This is a genomic window from Paenibacillus sp. 19GGS1-52 (assembly GCF_022369515.1).
Taxonomy (GTDB): Bacteria; Bacillota; Bacilli; order Paenibacillales; family Paenibacillaceae; genus Paenibacillus_AQ.
The window spans coordinates 2,059,171-2,079,111 of the sequence record NZ_CP059724.1 but is presented as its reverse complement, the minus strand read 5'-3'; the positions used below and the strand labels follow the sequence as shown (position 1 = coordinate 2,079,111).

Below are 19,941 nucleotides of genomic sequence, written 5' to 3'. Positions count from 1 at the left end.
TGGTAGACTTAGCGGCTTAGACGCTATCGGTTTGACCTTCCTTATACTCTGTAGGACTGCAGCCCGTGTATTCCTTGAATACCTTGGAGAAATAGTGCTGATCCCCGAAAGACAGCACCTCCGACAACTCCTTCACCTTCATCTCCGGTTTGGAGGCAATCAGCCGGCAGGCTTCGGCAATCTTCAGCTGCATATAGTAATGCACGAAGGTTTGATGTGAATATTTTTTAATGATCCTGCTGATATAAGAGGGACTCACATGAAATTTGAGCGCCACATCGGTAATGGAGATATGGGAGTAGATATGCTGCTGCAAGTATTGATCCAACTGCTGGAACAGCTCCTCACCACTCTTTTTCTTCTGATGATTCAACCAATCAAAGCACTGCTCCATCCAGTCGAGCACGACTTCCACGAAAGCCTCATAGCCCTCACTCTTCAGCATCTGCTGCACATCTTCCTCCAGCTTCAGCCCATCCTCTGAATCCTTATGAGAGCCTATGCTGCTGAAGGTCTCTGCCAGGGACCAGATGAACCTTTCCAACTCGGTGATTCGGATATTGGCAGTTTTAAAATTCATTAGCTGCTGCCCCAGCAGCAGCATACAGCGTTCTTTTTGCCGCTGTCCGATCATGTCTGTGAAATGCTTCGTCAATCTCTCAATTTCACCGCTTGGTAGCATGCCCTTAGGCATTGTATAAGCTGTATCCATAAGACGGCTGGACACAGACAGCTGCTCATTCATCATCTTATCCAGCTTCTCATAGACCTTACCCAGCATCAGGTTCACTGCAGGCTGCGGCTCGGCCGCTATGGAAACCTCAATGCCTTGAAGCTGCAGCACAGCGTAGATTCTCTTCATACATTCATGAATAGACGGATAAGTATCCAGCACCGAACTGCCTATGACAGCGAGAAACTGTTCAGGCAGCAGGGTAGGAAACACCCAGCAGTCATGCGGTACACAGACCTCGGTCAGCCAAGACTGAATCACCTGCCCATTCCAGCGGTCCGGTCCCGGCAATGGTGTAAACAATTGTCTGCGGAGGATCAGCATAATCTTGTCTCCGGCAGCAAATGTTGCTTGAGGCTCTAAGGACAAGAAGAACTGAGGCTCTGCAATTCCTTCCAATAGATCTTTAACACTGCCCTGCTGCTCCTGCAGATGGGCAACCAGCCGTTGCATCACTTCGGCAAGCTGATGGCGCTCCACAGGCTTCAACAGATAGTCGAATACTTGCAGATTCAGTGCTTTGCGCGTATATTCGAAATCACTATATCCACTGATCAGCACAGCCTTAAGTTTCGGATTCACAAGCTTGCACTGTTCGATCAGCGCAAGCCCGTCCAGCTTGGGCATACGGATATCGGTCAGCAGGATATCGACGGGATTTGCCTTTATATATTCCAGTGCCTCCATCCCGTTCGACACACTGGCTGCGATGCGAATCGGCAGTTCCATTGACTGCATAAGTGCTTGGATATTCCGTAGAATCGGCTTGCTGTCTTCTGCAATGATAGCGGTGTACATCGCTGTTCCTCCCGGTTTAGTAGAAATCTTTGCTCATGGATGCGATAATCTGAACCGTGGCTCCCTTACCCTCCTCTGAATGGTGGTAGATGTTGAAGAAAAGTCGGTTCTTGTACATCAGCTTCAACCGGTTCACCGTATTTACAATGCCCATATTTCCAATCCCCGAAGTATTATTCTGAAGCTCGTACACCCCTGAATCCGAGCCATGGATATTGTCCAGAATCCCCTTGATCCTGCCCGGCTCGAAACCATCTCCGTTATCCCGGATTTCTATGGCCCACAGGCCGTTATACACCTTCACCCTCACCTGGATCTTCCATGGCGGGTCCGTGTTCTTGAAAGCATGTTCAATACAGTTCTCCACGAACGGCTGTATGACAAGACGGGGTAGCTCGACCAGATCAAACATCTCATCTTCATCAATCTCCCACTCCAGATCATCCTCGAAATTGTGCTGAATCAGAGACAAATAATGCTGGGTATGCTTCAGTTCCTCCGTTAAAGTGACATGCTGATAGGGGGAAGACACAATATAACGCAAGCTATCTGACAAATGTTTGCACATTTCTGTTACCACCACATTTTTACCTTCCTGTGCGGCGATACTGATGAGATACAGAACGTTGTGTATGAAATGGGGGGCAATCTGCGCTTGAAGTGCTGAATTCCGGGACTTCACCTCTTCATGCAGCGCAAGCTTTTCCCGTTCAATGGATTCCTGCAAACGTTCGAGCAACTCCTGAAAGGCCCCATTCAGTTGTATTAGTTCATTGTTGTGGGTGCGAGTGTCCGCCTTCACATTCATATTGCTATAGTTAATCCGCAGAATCTGGCTGCGCAGCTTACGAATGGGGAGCAGCAGATTCTTCGTAGAGAAATAGATAAAGATGAACGAGAACAGAATCAGCGCTGTAATCAGCAGGATAGAGATGTATTTCACCGTATTGACAGGACCAAGCACCACACTTTTCGATGTCACCACGTAAGTGATCCAGCCGGTTTCGGCCGATCTATTATAGGCTACATAGTTCTGGTTGCTGCCTAGATAGATTCCGTTAGCCGATGCAGCTTCTGCAAATTCCGGAACCTTTTCTCCCTCCTGAAGCACTGGGGAACTTGAGATCAGCTGATTGTCTGTATCCATAATATAAACCTTGCCATTGGCAATACCGGCTGCAGATCTTTTCAGATATTCCTGATCCAATTGGATCGCCAGATAGCCGAACACCTGACCATTCTGGTTCATAATCGCCCGCACAAAGGATATTACGTTCGTTGGCTGGCGGTACACAGCGTAACCGCTTGCATTCCAGGTCGTAAGCTTACCGCTTTCCTCCAGGAACGGTACAAGTGAATTCGGATTGCCGGCGTATCCGATATAAGAGGCCACCTCCGCCCCTTTCAGGTTATAAATAATCATATCTTCAATATTCCGACTCGGGCCAAGCGCCTGGAACATGATATCCTTGAGCCTGCGGCTCCGCGTCAGACCTTCAAGGGTAAGCTGCGAGTAATCACTAGCGGACAGCAGAGTGAACACGTCTTTATTCGACAGAATCCGCTGGGACAGCTGATTCTGATTATTAATATAGAGATTAAGCTGATCACTGACTTTGGCGGCTGCCATCTTCATTTCATTCTCCGTTTTGTCCTTCAGCGGATGAATGACCATAATGTTAACATAGACCAGGAAACAGCTTAGCACAATCAGCAGCAAAAGCATGAAAGTCAGAAAAAACTTCGTTTGCAGAGTGGCCTGATACCTGCCCCTGCCAAATTTTCTGTTAATGGTAGCCAAGTTGAATCCTCCCTGAACCTTTTGATGCTCCTACTTTACAACCAAACCGATAAATGAACAAGCTGCTTTGCAGTTCAGGATATTACACAGAAAGAGTCAAGTACAAACATGTACCTTACATTGACATCATTCTATAATCAAAATGTAAACGGATTCACAACGATAGAAAATTTCATTACGGGGGCGATCCACATGAATGACAAAATGAAAAAAATAGCAACAGGTCTGTTGGCTGGTGTAATGACATTGTCACTGGCTGCATGCGGCTCTAACAATTCAGGCGCTGGCAATGCTTCAGCAACCAACAATGGAAATGGAAACAGCAGCGGCAGCGGGGAAAAGGTAACCATTGAGCTTGCCATCTCCAAAAGCTCGCAAGATTCGGCATTTGTCGCTCAGGATCTGCTTGATGAGTTCGAACAGAAAACCAATATTAAAGTAAATCTTCAGCTGCTTCCGGCTGAACAGACAGCCACCGTCCTGCAGACCAAACTGGCCGTTGACGAGGTCCCTGACCTTATTCAATACAACCTGGCCAGTGCCATAACGGATCTTAACCTGGAGCGCAACTTCGAAATTCTCGACAATGAGCCTTGGGTGGGAAGATTGCTGAACAAGGATGTCCTCTCCGCTAACGATCATGTCTATAGCTTCCATGTCAGCCAAGATACAGGAATGCAGGGAGTTGTGTATAACAAGGATATCTTCAAAGAACTGGGCCTTGCCATTCCGAACAATTACGAGGAATTCCTCGCCGTATGCGAGAAGATCAAGGCCAGCGGCGTTACACCAGTCTTCATGCCGTTCAAGGATAACTGGGCCGCGAATATCTGGCCAGCCGCCGCTTTTGCGGACTGGGCCGCAAAGAACGAACCGTCCCTTTTCGACGACATCAATGCCGGCCGCAAAAAATGGGCCGATGTTCCGGAGTTCGCTACTTTCCTTCAGCAACAATATGACGTCTACAAGAAAGGCTACACCAACACCGACATTCTCAGCGATAGCTACGATATGGCGGTTGGCAAATTCCTGAATAAGGAAACCGCGATGATGTTCATGGGAGACTGGCTGATTGTGAACGTGGCCGAAAAAGATCCGAGTATGCATCTGGGCCTATTCGCCATTCCTTCTTCCGAAGGCGCAAGTCTAGGCGCGAGCCCGCTGGGCGGCCAATTATTCATTCCGAAAAAAGCCAAACATATGGATGAAGCCAAGAAATTCCTCGAGTTCATCGCCAGCAAAGAAGTAGCACAGAAAATTGTCGACGCTCAGGGTTATGTATCCAACTTCAGCGATGTCACTACGCCAAAGCTTCCGGAATACAAGCAGGAGATTGTCGATCAATATATCACACCTAAGAAGACGGTGCTGACTACCGATGCTTACATGATCGTAGACCGCAGCGAGCTGTACCGTCTACTGCAGGATGAGTTCGCCGGTGGCTTGGACCCTGAGGGCGTTCTCAAAGCCTGGGATGAGAAATTCAGCCAGTTGATGAAAGACAAAGGAGTAGAGGGATTCTAATTCATTCTAATTAACCATACAACAGGCAGAATAAAGTCCGGTCAGGGCTTTATTCTGTCCTAGCTATATAGGAGTGTGAAGAGATGAAAATATCAAAGAAACTATACTCGTATTACCTCATCTGGCCTGCACTATTGATCTATTCCATTTTTTTCGTGCTTCCTGCACTCACTGGGCTCTTCTATTCCTTCACCGATTGGCGGCTGGACCGGGAAGCCATCAAATTTATCGGCTTTGACAACTTTGAACGTATTTTCACCGACAGAACCCTGCTGCTTGCTATCAAGAATACAGCGATCTTTGCCGTAGTCACCGTATTAGGCAAAAACCTGCTCGGGATCGCGCTTGCTGTCGGCTTAAACATGAAGCTAAAATCCAAAAATATTCTGCGGGCTATTTTTTACTCTCCCTCGATCTTAAGCGTTTTGGTTATTAGCATTGTGTTTACTCCCATGCTGCGCTCCGATGGTACGATTAACCGCATATTCGATGCCGTGGGCCTGCATTCGTTGAACCAGGCCTGGCTGACCAATCCGTCGATCGTCATCTTGACCGTTGCCGCAGTCTCCATCTGGCAGCATACCGGATTCCAAATGGCTATCTACTTGGCCGGATTACAGTCCATTTCCAAAGAATACTATGAAGCTGCCACTATCGATGGTGCCGGGTCATGGCGGAGCTTCCGCAGCATCACCATTCCGCTCTTGCTGCCTGCGATCAACATCAATCTAATGCTCACCTTAATCGGCGGCCTCAAGGTATTTTCCGAGGTATTCGTGCTCACCGGCGGGGGACCGGGCAATGCTTCACAGGTTGTAGGCACCATCATCCTCCGCTCGTTCGGGGAAGGCAGTTGGGGCCTGGGTACAGCAGTCAACACATTGCTATTCGCTGCAGTAACCATCATTGCCATTCCACTGCTGATCTTCATGCGGCGTAAGGAGGTATCGGAATAATGAACTTTTCACGTAAAATGGCTTGGCGCAACTATCTGGTCGAAGGGTTTCTGATCCTGGCCTCACTGCTGATTATCCTGCCGCTGTTAATTATGATTTTTGGAAGCTTTATGACCAGTACGGAGGTGCTGAAGTTCTCGCTGCGGCTCCCGGACAAATGGATATTCTCCAACTATTCAAAGGTCTTCAGTGAAGGCGGTCTGGGGCGTGCGTTTCTGAATGGAATGCTGATTACCGGCGTATCTTCCATTTTGAATATCTTCACCTCTTCAGCGGCCTCCTTCATTCTAGTCCGTAGAGATACCAAATTATCTAATTTTATGTACATGTTCTTCTTTATGGGACTGATTGCTCCGATGTCCACCATCACTACAATCCGTGTCGTGCAGTGGATGGACTTCTACGGCAGCATCACCAGTGTAATCCTGATCTATGCCTCTCTCAACACCGCGTTCAGCGTGTTTCTTTACAGCGGATTCATCCGTTCCATCCCCAAAGCGCTGGATGAGGTTGCATTCCTGGAGGGGGCAAATACGTTTGATGTTTTTTTCAAAATCGTGACACCGCTGATCGTTCCGGTCAACGCAACCGTGGCGATTATGGTCTTCATGTCCGTCTGGAACGATATTACCATTCCGCTCTATTTCCTGACCGACAGTTCGAAATGGACGATGCCTCTCTCGGTGTACAATTTCTACGGCAAATACAGCCGGGACTGGAACCTGATCTTCGCCGATCTGGTGCTGACCTCGCTGCCCGTGCTCATCCTGTACTTGTTCTGCCAAAAGTACATTGTGAGCGGACTTACCGCGGGTGCCGTCAAGGGGTAAATAGAATAACTCATGGAATCAAGAAAGGTGAGGCAGTGCCATTATGGCCTGCTTCACCTTTTTTGATTCTACGGGTTCTCAAGGGATGGATGGGGAAACTTCAAAGCAGCTCAATCGGATGAGCTGGCATGCCAAGTCTGTAGCATCTCTTGAGCTTTTTGCGGATCGTTGATGAGCAGAGTCCGATACTCCTGCATCCAGTTAAGTGTGTCCAGCATTCGGTCGTATTCTTGCTTCTTGAGTTCGATCTCCTTTTTCTTGCCGATAATCCAATCTATAATCTGCAGGTTGGTGCGCCCATTAGTGTCGTGGTCCTGCAGAGCTTCCTTCAATTCAGCCAGCGAACAGCCGATGGACTGGAACTTCTTGATAAGCTTCAACCGCCCGACAGCCTCTTCCGAATAGTTGCGGTAATTGTTGCTTTCTCGGCGGACATGCCGGTTATCCAGCAAGCCTTCCTTTTCATAAAAGCGGATCGTATGGATCGATAATCCCAACTTGTCCGCCAGTTCCTGAATTTTCATAATCATTTCTCCTTTAGATCGCTTGCCCTAGAGTCCACTCTATAGTTTATGCTTAATATGTTCAAGCAGTCAACTTATGGAGGAGGATATCATTATGCATGTTTTTGTTACAGGAGCAACAGGGTATATCGGTTCCGCGGTCGTCCGGGAACTGATCGGTGCGGGGCACACAGTGACGGGACTTTGTCGTTCTGAAGATAAAGCCACAGGATTAACGGCGGCTGGAGCCGAAGCGCTGTACGGCACGCTGGACGATCTAGATACTCTGCAGAGAGGTGCTGCTGCTGCTGACGGCGTGATTCATCTGGCGTTCACCAACGATTTTTCCAACTTTGAAGGTGCGCTGGCCTTGGATTTGGGGGCCGTTGAAGCCATAGGAGCGGCGCTCGAAGGCTCCGGGAAGCCGTTCATTACCACGGCTCACGCAAACGGACATACCGTGGATCAGGCAGTGCTCGCAATGGCAGAGCGAGGTATTCGGTCATCCATCGTCTCGCTTGCACCGTCCGTGCACGGCGAAACCGATAAGGGCTTTGTGCCGATGATGATCAACATCGCCCGGGCGAAGGGCTTCGCCGCTTATATTGGCGATGGCACGAACCGTTGGCCTGCGGTTCACCGCCTGGATGCGGCTGTTCTGTACCGTCTGGCGCTGGAATCCGCCCCGGCGGGTTCACGGTTGCTTGGCGCCGGCGATGAGGGCATTCCGCTCCGCGAGATCGCCGAAGTCATCGGGCGTCATCTGAACGTGCCGGCGGTCAGCATAACACCTGAGGAAGCTGCCACCCATTTCGGCTTTCTTGGCCCCATTGCTGCATTAGATATCACAAGCATGTACAACACTGCGCAGGCGAGTCTGGCAACACGGGAGCTTCTGAGCTGGAAACCAGTGCAGCCCGGACTGATCGCCGATCTCGAAGAAGGACATTATTTTTGAACTCAAAAGAAAAAAAATTAGAAATTACCGTTGATTACTTACTATCGAATATTCAAGTTTTCGTCTATCGTCTCGACTATGGAGCACTTACAAGAAAATTACGTTCTTCAATAGGAAAAAGCGGCAGCCCGGGACTGAAAATATCCCTAGACTGCCGCATATTGTTTCCCTTTTATCTCATCATTCTCTACTTCTACCCTAAGACTTACGAATAACTTACAGATATACAAATGGCTCCTTCGCATCGACAAACGTAACCGGGAGCCCGTCCACAATCGGCGCTAACCATTCGGCCATATACTTCATGCCCCATTCCTCGGACCGTTCATGGCCAATCACAATCATCGCCTTGTTCAAACCGAGCATGGAGGCATCATTCACGTAAGCGCATAACGTCCACTCCGTAATATCACCGCAAATCATCACGTCCAGAGTCTTTTCCTGCATAAGCTCCATGGGCATTTGTTCCCTGCCCAGCCCAAGGCTTCCGCCTCCGACCAATATCCCTATGCGGGAGCAAGAGGCCTCCGGTTTGCCCACGATCTGAATGACCTCCATGCCAAGTCTCTGCTTCAGGAAGCCTGCCAGTGCTCCGACAGTTGTCTCTTCGATCTGATACCCCCAGGAATCTTCCCCTTCGAGTTTCTTGTCCTCCCATTCCAGCTCCTTGAGCAGACCGTCATAGATTTTGTCCGTGTCCGCCAGATGCATATGATCATGGAATCTCCAAATCGCAATCCCGTGCGCCTCAATCAATTGACGTTTGGCCAGATACACGGGGTCCTCCTGAAGCCAGTCCAGCGTGTCCATTCCGGTATAATAAGTGGGCTCATGAGTAATAATCAGGTTTGCGTTGAGAGAGATCGCTTCCTGAATAACATCAACAGTCGCCATAAACGTAGTTACGATTCCTGTTACTTCCACGTCCTCATCGCCGCTCGCAAACACATCACAGGTCTGCTCCAGCTTGCGGCCGCCGCAGCAATCAAGCAGAATCCTGTCAATAACCTCCTGTACCTTCATAAGCTCGTTCTCCTTTTCATCTCTGTCCTCAGCCTTTAACTGCACCAATCACAACGCCGCGGGTCAAATATTTCTGCATAAAGGGCAATACCAACAGTACAGGCACAATACCCAGAACCGCCATAGCCATCCGTACGGCTGTGCTTGGCAGCTGTACGGCCTCTGCCCCGAGCACACTGCTGGCCTGACCTGAATTCAGGAATTGAATGTTGCTCATCAGCTGCATCAGCAGATTTTGAATCCCGTATAATTGCGGCTTCGACACGAAATACAGCGCATTGATCCAGTCGTTCCAGTAAGCGAGTCCCATAAACATACCCACGGTTGCCATCACCGGCATGGACAAGGGAAGCATAATCCGGAAGAAGGTCCGCAGCTCTGACGCGCCGTCGATCTGGGCAGCTTCGATAATTTCCAGCGGGACATTATTTTTAAAGTAATTCCGTACCAGCAGCACATTGAAGCCATTGGACAGCAGGTTCGGAAGAATCAGCGCAAGCAGGGTATTCTTAATATGGAAATATTGCGTCCACATAATATACGAAGGCACGATACCCCCGCTGAACAGCATGGTGAAAAAAACGATAAACGCCAGCACATTATGGTATTTGAAATCTCTTCGGGACATGGGATAAGCAAGCATGCTTGTTATCAGCAGCCCAAATCCGGTTCCCAGTATGGTAACGGCAAATGAGACCCCATAAGCTCTGACGAAAGTGTATGCTGCGGATTTGATATACAGGTAGGCTTCAAGACTGGTATGCTCCGGGAAAAAGCTGTATCCGTTTCGGATCAAAGTCGTTTCATCCGTGAACGATGCAATCACAATCAGAAGGAAAGGTAAAAAGGCAAAAATCGTCAGCAGGATCATCACGACCGCAGAAAACACAGTAAACGTTCGTTCTCCTCTTGTTTGTATCATAAGCATTTCCTCCTAGAACAATGCGTTTTCTGGATTAACTTTCTTGACGATAGCATTGACCGTGACCACAAGAGCAAAGCCGACCAGTGATTGATACAAGCCGGCTGCTGCCGACATTCCAATATCATTCAACTGCATCAAGGCGCGGTAGACATACGTATCAATCGTTTGTGTCGTGCTATACAGCGCACCAGAGTTCATAGGAACCTGATAGAAGAGTCCGAAGTCAGAATTGAAAATCCGTCCCATGGACATCAGCACTAGTACAATGATTGTCGGCTTCAGCAGCGGCAAGGTAATCAAACGGATCTGCTTCAGCTTCCCGGCGCCATCAATTTTAGCGGACTCATAGATGCTCTTGTCGATCCCCGCAATAGAAGCGAAATAGATAATGGAGCCGTAGCCTGCCGTCTTCCAGATTTGGATCAGAACCAGCAGATAGGGCCAATACTTCGGCTCCGAATACCAGTTGATCTCCGGTATACCGAGCGGCCGCAAAATCGAATGATTGACAAAACCGCTGTCTGCATTCAGAAATGCGAAGACAAGCAATGAAAGGACAACCATCGAGATCAGATTCGGTAGAATCAGGCCCGTCATGAACAGCTTCGAGTACATTCTACTCAGCAGCTCCGACATCAGGATGGCAATGATGATCGAAACAATCGTCCCGAGCGCGATAAAGACCAGGTTGTAGAGTAGTGTATTTCTGGTCATAATCCAGGCATCGCTGGTCTGGAACAGAAAGGTAAAGTTCTTCAGGCCAATCCAGTCGCTGCCGAAGATGCCCTTCGCGTAATTGACATCCTTGAAAGCGATGAACACTCCGAACATTGGGAAGTAGCTGTTAATGATAAAATACAGTAAGCCCGGAGCAGCTAAAATCAATAACGGGAGTGTTTTTTTGAGAGGCTTGGATTTAGGTTTGGCTGTCATGCCGGATTCACCTCCATTGCTGAAGATAGGCCTCTGTATGTGCTCTACCTTCAGCAAGTTCATTTAAATGATTATTGTTGTGCAGCAAGCCATTGATCCAATTGTTCTTGCTTGCTGTCTATGATCGCCTGAGCGCCTGCATCTTTCAGCGCATTAATGAATTTAGGAATAATCGTCTCCGGGTCTACCGATCCACTAACAAGTGCAGGCAAATATTGATTGACGACGTTATTCACCGCACTCATCTGCGTCTTCACCTGGTTTTGATCAAAGATAAATCCGAAATAGGGTGATCTTTCCGTATCCTTGTTTTCCTTCAGCTTCAGTTCAACATCCGACCAGTTGGTCCCCTCTAACTGGTACTGCAGGGACTCGGAGCCTACGATTCCGGAACTTAGCATGGCTGTGTAAGGTACGGTATTGGCGTCCATGCCTTCCGGGAATTTCACGTGATGCTCATCCACCTTCAGGTAATCCTCACCTTCAATCCCAAAGAGGATGGTATTGATCAGATCCGTATCCGTATAGAGCAGGTTCAGGAACTTGACAGAGGCTTCTGTTTCTTTGGAGGTACTGGATACCATCCAGGTTACGGCATTGACGGCACTTGTATCGAAATAGAACGGGGCAATTCGTTTGGTTTCAATATTTTTCCCGGCTTGCGCACTCAGGGTTTTACCTACCTCCATACCGCTGTAGCCTCCAAGGAAGGAGAAGCCGCGTCCGGAAGATACCATCTCCATTGCGTTGACCGTCGTTGTTGCGGTATCCTTCTGCAAATACCCCGCATTGAACCATTCTCTCATCATCTGAATCCCCTTCTTGAACACATCGGATTCATAGAAATTAACGACCTTGCCGCTGCCGTCGATTACGACACCGACTCCGGTTGTATCGGTCAGGTAATCTACCTTGCTCGCACCTTTCATCAGATTCACGAGCCCCGTATCCGTTGGATTCACATTAATCGGGCCAAACGGAATCACATCGGGTGACTTTTGCTTAACGGCCGCGAAGACAGCTGGCAGATCCTCCACCGATTGAATTTGCTCTGCCGAAATACCGGCCTCTGCCAGCATATCCGCATTGTAGATAATATTTGTAGGTAGAGCCATCCCTTTATTCACCGGAATACCATAGATATGTCCATCCATCGTTGTGGTTTTGAGGATATTCGCTCCAAAATCCTTATCCAGAATTGCCGTCATCTCTTTACCATATTCAGGAAGAATGTCTTCGAGCGGAGCGATCTGACTTTTGGACACATAGTTGGAGAATTGCCCCAGAGTGGTGAAGATATCCATTTTCTCACCGCTCTGGAGCGCCAGATTAACCTTCTGGGCATAATCAGCCGGACCATACAGGCGGAAGTCCACCTTCACCCCGATCTTCTTGGTTGTAATTGCATTGATCGCGTTCGTCACCTTGCTCAGATCATCCGGAATCCGGTTGAAAGACGGGAGGGCGAAGACAATTTCAGCAACTTTGGCATCGGCGGCCGTATTCCCGGAATCTGAACTAGATGTATTCGAATTGCTGCCGCAGGCCGAGAGCAGTGAACCGCATAATACCGTAGACAACAGCAGTGTACCTAACCCCTTTTTACTTGTCATAATAATGCCTCCTGTTCGTTGTTTTCGCTTTCATTGTACTTCTTTGGAGGAGTGCGGGCTTTCAAAAAGACGGGCTATTTTTATGAAAAACCGTACTGCAGCAAGAAGCTCCGCTTCCCGGCGGGACAAGCGGAGCTTTGTGCTATCTGACGGTTCTGTGCTTGGAACGATAGGCTATCGGTGTCTCTCCTGTCAGCTTCTTGAATACGGTGGAGAAATAAGAAATCGTATCAAAACCAGTGTCCATGGCAATATCCCCTATGCTGGTCGTACTCTCAATAAGCATTTGCTTCGCCGCTCGGATCCGGCACTCGTTCAGATACTCCTTGACCGTCTGACCCGTCTCATTCTTGAAGATCTTGGCCAGATAATCCGCTGTCAGATATACACTTGCAGCAACATCCTCACGACTGAGGTCTTGCGCGTAATTGTCATGGATATACCGCTTCGCCCGCTCGACTACCCCCTCGGACTGCAGCACTTGCTTGATCGAATCCACCGTTTTGTCCGTAAGCGCCTGAGCCCATTTCATGAAGTCGAACACACTGCTCTCGGCATTCTGGGCCAATTGCTGGCTGACCTCATCGGCAAAGAGCCGGTGCGCCTGGATATGCTGCCGCGAGAGCAGGGAATAGACCACCTGAAGGAAGTCCTCCCGGATCGAATGAAGGGTCGTTGAATCCAGCTTATTCAAGCTTGTCAGCAATTCCAGCTCTTTCTTCAGCCGATTCACAATCTGGGCCTTCTCCTTCTGGACGAATAACAGGGTGAACAGCTCAATATCAAGGGTAAAGCGTTCCGAAGTATCATAATGGAAGGGCTCGTTCTGATCATGCACTTTGCCTCTGAAGATGATGTTGGACTCATCCAACTGCTCCAGCTCTGCTTTGATCTGCGAGAGTCCTGAGACCGCAGCTTTCTCACTGAAATAGCAGGTAGCCGTGCACTTCAAATATTGCCTGCACATCTGAATAATATGCTCTGCGCTATCCTGCAGCCATTTCATATCGGCTCCACTCTCGATAAGGATCGCATTATAGAACACATTATCAGCCTGATAAGCAATAATCCGGCCTAAACTCACCCGGCTGATGAGAATTTCAGAAATCAGGTTAGAGAGCGCGTAATGAAAGATGCTCTCATCCCACACTCTCTCAATCTGGGAACGCGGAACACTTACGAGAAGAAGCTGATAGTCCGTATGGACAGACAAGGCTAACTCCCGTTTCTGCATTTCACTTTGAATAAGCTGCATTCGGGGGGAGATTGCAGCTGTCAGCACATCACTCCAGAATCCTCTTTCCACCAGATCTTTGTTCTTCAGCCATGCCAGCCCCAGCTTGCTGTATTCACCCATCATTATTTTCTTCTTAAGCAGCTCAATGGACTTCCGCAGTGCCGCTTCCAGCTCCTGCTTGTCCAGGGGCTTGACCAGATAAGAATCCGCATTGTATGAGATCGCCTTGGAAGCGAAGCTGAAGCTCTCATGACAGGTCAAAAAAATAAAGCCCCCTTCGTACTGCCGCTCTCTCGTCCACTGAATCATATCGATCCCGGAGCCTCTGGGCATTTCAATATCACATATGATCAAATCGGGCTCGCCGCTATCGAATAGTTGTTTTGCATCCTGTATATTATGAGCGGTCTGCACTTCGGTAATTCCAAATTCATCCCAGTTTACAATACCGCGCAGGGCTTCAACCGTAGGTATATCATCATCAATCAACATACAACGCATATTATCCCTCCTACAATATTGGCTGTCCGGATTCTTTCACGGGTATCCACATCTCCACCCTTGCACCAGAATTCTCTGCATTGGACAGCTTAAGCAGATCATCACGTTTGTAGAGCAGCTGGAGGGTTTTGCGAATATTGGCAATGCCGACCTTGCTCCCATCCTCCGATACCTCTTCGTCCTCTGCTTGGCTTAGCCATTCCGGAGAGAAGCCTCCTCCATTGTCCTCAATGACAATCTTGACGTAAAGGATTCCTTCCCTTGTCTCTGTCCGGACACGGATGAAGATGGACATCATCTCTTTGGCGAACATCGCGTGCTTGAACGTATTCTCAACGAAGGTCTGGATCATGAATTGCGGAATGGGCACCTGCCGGGCTTCATCCTTGATCTCTGTCATGAAGAAGACCTGGTCGGGATAGCGGATTTCTTGCATCCGGATATAGTTTTCGGTATGCCTGATCTCCTCCTCCATGGTAACCGAGGCCAGCCCTCCCTTAAACATGTAGCGCAGGTGTTCGGACAGACATTGAATCAGTTGCCGGATTTCATCGTTCTTATTCTGATAGGACAAGCTGGTGATCGTCGAGATCGCATTCAGAAAAAAATGGGGTCTAATTTGCATCTGCAGATATTTGATTTCTGCGCGGTTTATTTCGATCTGTTCTTCATAGGATTGAATCTTCAAATCCTTGATTTCACTAACCATGGATTCAAGCGCATGGAACAGCTTCATAAACTCCAGGGAGTACGGTGCACCCTGAGGAACCTGATACTCCAGCTGGCCCTTCTCAACCACTTTGGCCGCCTTCACCAGCTCAAGGATCGGCTTCAGCACATCCCTTGTTAAGAACCTCAGCACGAGCGGGACAACGATGGCCGAAAGAACCGCTAATAAGGCAATGCCCCACTGAATAAGCTTCAATCCCGAGAACAGGCCGCCCTTGGCAACCATATTGGTGATCTGGCCAAACTCTCCTATCGGTTCGGAAATGATCAGAAAGTTCCGCTGATACTCTTTGGTTATGCTGTCCAATGTGGTGTCCGTCTCTTTAAGGACCATATTACTGGCAGATAGAATCATCCCTTCGGTATTGCTGAGTACATACCGGTTCTGATCGCTACTGCCCCTGTTTACCATCGATAACAAGGCATCAGCTTTGACCAGCGTTCCAAAGCTGACTTGTGAATAGGTAATATACTTGAACAAATAATATTCGCCCTCGATCTGGAACACCTTCCATTCATCACTTTCACTTGCCGGATCAGGGCTGAACTTGTGCGTATTGAGGAAATCGATCAGAGCGAGCTTGTCCCCGGATGGAATCCGGCTGCTAAATTGTTCCAATACGAGCTCACCGGAAAGTCTGATAAACATGCCATCGCTGGAATAATCATTTGTCATTTTGGCCATCAGATTATTTTTGAGCTCCTGTACTTTGAAATACCGGTTGCTCTCATCCATGTTGGCTTCATTCACTGCGATGTCAATGTTATTATCGAACACCTCGATTAAATCTTTGGAGAAATTATTGAAGTTATTATGAATATTCGCCTGATAGATGGCAAGCGTATTATGCGAGCTTGTTAGTGCATTGCTCCGTACAACCTCCAGAGAGTAAATATTACTCAGAACAAGAATGGACAGCAGTATTGCAAGAATAACTGTCATCTGCACCGAAAACTTGAACACGATACTGTTTGTCCGAATCATGCTGCCACATCTTCCTTCCCTGAATCCAGCAAACCCCTGAGCTGATCCATTTTGGATCAGAGGCCCAGGGGCGTACTTGTATTTGACTCTCAGTTAGTTACTATCCGCCACTGCCCATTTCAACGCAGCTTCAATATGCTCATCCCAGAATTGCCAGGTGTGTTCTCCCGGGCCTTCTTCATACCGGTGTCCGGCCTTTTCCCCTTCAAGGAATCCATGAAAGCGCCGGTTCACGTCCAGCAGGAAATCCTCTGTCCCGCAAGCCATATACAGCTTCGGCAGCACTAGCCCCTTCGCCTTCACATCAAGCACAAGCTTCTCCGGGTCTTTATCACTGCCAAGCAGCCGGCTCAGATCGCCAAATACGCTAGTGTAGTATTTATAGCTGCCGATCCCGTCATTGTGATCAGGGGCTATGTTCGCAATACTATATGGAATAAGTGCCGATGACAAGGCTATAATGCGGCCGAATTGTTCTGCATATTTCAGACCGTTGCGGATCGCTCCATAGCCTCCCATGGATAAACCACCAATCCAAGTATCCCCGCGCGCCTCAGACAACGGGAACAGCTTGCGCGTGAAGTCCACCAGCTCTTTGCCGATATATTCACCGAAGTATACTTCCCTGTTCTCATCATCCAGATAGAAGTGATTCTCGCCTGCAGGCATAAAGACTGCAACCTGATATCTGTCCGCCAGCTCTCTGATCCGTGAGAAGTTCATCCAGTCGTTATGACTCCCGGAGAAGCCGTGCAGCAGATAGAGCGCCCTCAAAGGTTGTCCTGACCATACGGGAAGTCCCACTCCTTCAGGCTGATCAACCGGCATTAACGCATTAAACGTTACTTCTCTTTTCAGACTTTTCGAATAAAAGCTTATTTGCAATGTAGCCAAAATAATCACTCCTTAACAGCATTAGGATTATACCTGATAAACCGCATCTTTGCCTTCATCATCCACATATTCAATGACCGTCTGATAATCCTGCAGATGGATGAACAGCCGACAATATTTCCCGCCATGCTCCCACATTAAGCGGATCTCATCTGTTGCCGCCTCAAGCACCTGGAAGGTACCTCCGAAGGCACTGTAAGTATTGCGGAAGCGAATCAGCTTGATGAGCCGCTTCACAACATCCCGTTCAAGCCCTTCCTCAATTTCCTCCAAGGTGTAATTATGGCGGTTGATATCGCGTCCTTCACCCGTCAGGGCCACCTGCTCCAGATCATTGCTGCCGGCCAGCAGGCCCACATAATAGACCTGCGGAATCCCAGGGGCGAAGAATTGAATCGCTCGCGCAGCAAGATAAGCATCATCGTCTTCATTCAGGACGCTATAATACGTGCAGCGAATCTGATGGACATCGAATCCGTCTTGCGCCTTATGCTCCTCCGACAGAATCAGGCTCAGATTAGCCCCTCTGTCCACGCAGAGATCAACCAGCTCCCGGGCTTCCTTCGTATCGATCAGATCATCAAGATCCGGCTTGACAGGAATACCGTCGTGACAATCGAGCATGGTGAACTGCTTATGCGGACGGGTCTTCAGATAGGAATTGAGCTCTGTATTTGACCTGCCCGTAAGTGCCTCAAGCACCCGGTAGGGCAGGATGAAGTCGTATATCCAGCAACCATACTCCGATAGCTTGTATTGGGTGCTATAATGCGCATGCACCTCCGGCAGCAGCTCTATGTCCAGCGAATCCGCCAATTCTTTGATCCAGTCAAGGAATTCATAGATGTTCGGCTCGACAAAGAAACAACTGGTTCCCAGCTTCTTGATGATATATCCCACAGCATCGAGTCTTACAATTTTGACGTTATGCTTCTTGAAATTATCAAAAAACAACCGCAGCAGTTCACGGGTCAACGAGGAATGGATATCCAGATCAATTTGCTCCGAAGGGTCCGTTTTGCCAAAGGTCGTCCAGACCTTCTCTACTCCGCCGCTCTCGACGGGAAAGCTGGAATAAGGCAAAGGTCTGCGGAGGAACATTCTGTCTATATCCGCCTGCACTGGCTCTCCGTTCTCCCAGATTTTGTCCAGTGTTATAAATAAATCGGCATATTCCGAAGCGCGGCCTTGCTCCAGGAAGTCCTGAAAATAAGGCGATTGCCTAGAGATGTGATTGACCATAAGATCAACTAGGACATCAAACTGCTCTCCGATATTCCGGATATCCTCCCATGTGCCGAACTCCGGCTCAATTTCAAGGTAGGTGAGTGGAGCAAAGCCCCGGTCCCCGGAGGAAGGGAAGGGCGGGAGAATGTGAATCCCGCCTTCAAATATATCAACGAAGTGCTTACGGAGAACTTGATGCAGTTTTTTCAGGTCTCCGCCCAATGAATCTGGATACGTGATCAGCTGTACTTGATTCTTCAGTGTCATTCGAAACCTCCTACAGGCCAAATTGTTGTTTCAATACTTCCAGAATTGGCAGATTCACTACCGCACCTGTAAATTTCAATTTGTACGCGCTGACGGCGAAGCCAAGTTCCAGCGCCTCTTTGAGAGTATACCCCTTGACGACAGCCGCATAAAATCCAGACCAAAAGGCATCTCCTGCTCCGGTTGTATCCTCGATCCTCGTAGCTTTTGTCTCAAATGTCAACGTTTCCATACCGTTTGAGACCATCGCCCCTTCTTTGCCCAAGGTCATCACCACCAGCTTGGCTCCAAGTTCCAGGAACCTCCCGACTTGCTCAGCCGGTGTACCTAGCCCAAATAGACGCTCTGCATCATCCTCCGAAGGTTTGATAATATCAACCTTTGGTATGATAGATTTGACATAGGATACACCATCCTCACCCTTCTGCCAAATCAGAGGATGATAGTTAGGATCAAAGCCGATCAGCAGCTTATGCTCTCTTGCCATTTCGATCACCCGTTCCACCGCATAACGTGAGGGGACTCTCGAGATCGGCCAGCAAGAGAAATGGACAATTTTGGACTGGATCAAAGCTTGCTCCAAAGAATCATTGTACGCAAGCTCACTGTCCGCGCCGCGGTAGAAGATGGGAATTGGCGTTTCCTGGCTCTTCGTGATGACTACCATACTGGTAGACTCGTCCACCCGCTGGATTCCGCTTGTATCCATTCCAGCACTTTGTAATTCGTTTACCAGAAACGTTCCGAGACCATCTCTTCCAACTGCCGAAGCAACATGAGACCGGATACCAAGCTTATTGACATTAATGGCAATATTCGAAGGCGACCCGCCAAAATATCTGGTATATCCGCTGCACTCAGAAGCATCGCCGTAATCGTTGGAAATCATGTCAACGAGCAGTTCACCAACCGTTAACACATCGTTCGCTTTATCTTCAAATGATATTGCCTCACCGAAATTAAACACCCGATTTCCCCCTAAAACTCCAATATCCTTTCGTCATCTACCATTCTATTTCTTCTGCATACGTAATACTTCAAAAAAAACGTGCTTTTTTTTCAATTCAGAGGCTCATCATGGGGACGGAACCAGAGCTCATGAATTCAAGGCTCTTGCTATAGGTTAATAAGCCTGAAAGAAATTCAGGTATGGCTGGGTCATTCAACTATCAGCATTACAGCCAATACTAGCAAACCTGCTTAAAAACAAACAAGGGTTCCAGCTCTAATGAGCTGAAACCCTTATTTACTAGTGCCGAGGACGGGGGTCGAACCCTACGGTACTCACGTACCGCAGAATTTCAAGTCTTGAAACAGTCCCCTTAGTCCATTTTCTACACTACGGAGAGATCGAGCATAATGCCTTTAACCATGCGGGTTAAAGACACTTTTTCATGCTCCACACTCTCTGCGTTCAGAGATTTGGATATGTAGCCATGTTAGCAAATAGATTGGAGCAGGAACCTTGCACTTCTGCTCTTTTTTACGTCCACTAATTCTTACT

The 19,941-nt window shown here is 48.4% G+C and carries 16 protein-coding genes; 4 read left to right on the top strand and 12 right to left on the bottom strand.

Features of this window, described 5'->3' with window-relative positions:
* Positions 1-16 precede the first annotated feature (16 nt).
* Both H1230_RS09755 and H1230_RS09750 read right to left on the bottom strand, forming a co-directional pair.
* Positions 17-1,531 (bottom strand): response regulator transcription factor, encoded by a 1,515-nt coding sequence (locus H1230_RS09755; RefSeq protein ID WP_239715283.1) that lies wholly within the window; start codon positions 1,529-1,531, stop codon positions 17-19.
* A 16-nt stretch (positions 1,532-1,547) separates the two neighbouring features.
* The gene (locus tag H1230_RS09750; RefSeq protein WP_345773413.1) at positions 1,548-3,332 is read right to left on the bottom strand and encodes a cache domain-containing sensor histidine kinase; all 1,785 of its coding nucleotides are present in this window, start codon (positions 3,330-3,332) and stop codon (positions 1,548-1,550) included.
* A gap of 192 nt (positions 3,333-3,524) precedes the next feature.
* Here H1230_RS09750 and H1230_RS09745 point away from each other — a divergent pair, with 192 nt between their 5' ends.
* From H1230_RS09745 to H1230_RS09735, 3 genes are all read left to right on the top strand, one after another.
* Positions 3,525-4,856 (top strand): ABC transporter substrate-binding protein, encoded by a 1,332-nt coding sequence (locus H1230_RS09745; RefSeq protein ID WP_239715282.1) that lies wholly within the window; start codon positions 3,525-3,527, stop codon positions 4,854-4,856.
* Positions 4,857-4,939: 83 nt separating this feature from the next.
* A complete protein-coding gene (locus H1230_RS09740; protein ID WP_239715281.1) occupies positions 4,940-5,812 on the top strand; it encodes a carbohydrate ABC transporter permease in 873 nt (290 codons plus the stop codon).
* Positions 5,812-6,642 (top strand): carbohydrate ABC transporter permease, encoded by an 831-nt coding sequence (locus H1230_RS09735; RefSeq protein ID WP_239715280.1) that lies wholly within the window; start codon positions 5,812-5,814, stop codon positions 6,640-6,642. The genes H1230_RS09740 and H1230_RS09735 overlap by 1 nt, the downstream gene beginning before the upstream one ends.
* A 110-nt stretch (positions 6,643-6,752) precedes the next feature.
* Here H1230_RS09735 and H1230_RS09730 read toward each other — a convergent pair whose 3' ends face one another.
* A complete protein-coding gene (locus H1230_RS09730; RefSeq protein WP_239715279.1) occupies positions 6,753-7,166 on the bottom strand; it encodes a MerR family transcriptional regulator in 414 nt (137 codons plus the stop codon).
* A 94-nt stretch (positions 7,167-7,260) separates the two neighbouring features.
* Between H1230_RS09730 and H1230_RS09725 the strand changes: the two genes are divergently transcribed.
* On the top strand, positions 7,261-8,103 hold the full coding sequence (locus H1230_RS09725; protein ID WP_239715278.1) for an SDR family oxidoreductase: 843 nt from the start codon (positions 7,261-7,263) through the stop codon (positions 8,101-8,103).
* Between the two features lie 216 nt (positions 8,104-8,319).
* On the opposite strand, the gene H1230_RS09720 is transcribed toward H1230_RS09725, so the two are convergent.
* From H1230_RS09720 to H1230_RS09680, 9 genes are all read right to left on the bottom strand, one after another.
* Positions 8,320-9,126, bottom strand: a complete 807-nt coding sequence (locus H1230_RS09720) for a Nif3-like dinuclear metal center hexameric protein (RefSeq protein ID WP_239715277.1) — start codon at positions 9,124-9,126, stop codon at positions 8,320-8,322.
* Positions 9,127-9,154: 28 nt separating this feature from the next.
* Positions 9,155-10,048: a carbohydrate ABC transporter permease gene (locus H1230_RS09715; protein WP_239715276.1), complete on the bottom strand. Its 894-nt coding sequence runs from the start codon at positions 10,046-10,048 to the stop codon at positions 9,155-9,157.
* A 12-nt stretch (positions 10,049-10,060) separates the two neighbouring features.
* The gene (locus H1230_RS09710) at positions 10,061-10,984 is read right to left on the bottom strand and encodes an ABC transporter permease (RefSeq protein WP_239715275.1); all 924 of its coding nucleotides are present in this window, start codon (positions 10,982-10,984) and stop codon (positions 10,061-10,063) included.
* Between the two features lie 71 nt (positions 10,985-11,055).
* Complete coding sequence (locus H1230_RS09705) at positions 11,056-12,597, bottom strand: ABC transporter substrate-binding protein (RefSeq protein ID WP_239715274.1); 1,542 nt, start codon at positions 12,595-12,597, stop codon at positions 11,056-11,058.
* A gap of 142 nt (positions 12,598-12,739) precedes the next feature.
* Positions 12,740-14,335: a response regulator transcription factor gene (locus H1230_RS09700; protein WP_239715273.1), complete on the bottom strand. Its 1,596-nt coding sequence runs from the start codon at positions 14,333-14,335 to the stop codon at positions 12,740-12,742.
* Between the two features lie 10 nt (positions 14,336-14,345).
* Positions 14,346-16,049 (bottom strand): sensor histidine kinase, encoded by a 1,704-nt coding sequence (locus tag H1230_RS09695; RefSeq protein ID WP_239715272.1) that lies wholly within the window; start codon positions 16,047-16,049, stop codon positions 14,346-14,348.
* 93 nt (positions 16,050-16,142) lie between these two features.
* Positions 16,143-16,943, bottom strand: coding sequence for an alpha/beta hydrolase (locus H1230_RS09690; protein WP_239715271.1), 801 nt, complete (start codon positions 16,941-16,943; stop codon positions 16,143-16,145).
* Between the two features lie 27 nt (positions 16,944-16,970).
* Positions 16,971-18,437: a sucrose phosphorylase gene (gtfA, locus tag H1230_RS09685; protein ID WP_239715270.1), complete on the bottom strand. Its 1,467-nt coding sequence runs from the start codon at positions 18,435-18,437 to the stop codon at positions 16,971-16,973.
* 10 nt (positions 18,438-18,447) lie between these two features.
* Entirely contained in the window at positions 18,448-19,404 is a 957-nt protein-coding gene (locus H1230_RS09680) for a carbohydrate kinase family protein (RefSeq protein ID WP_239715269.1), read from the bottom strand.
* Positions 19,405-19,941 lie beyond the last annotated feature (537 nt).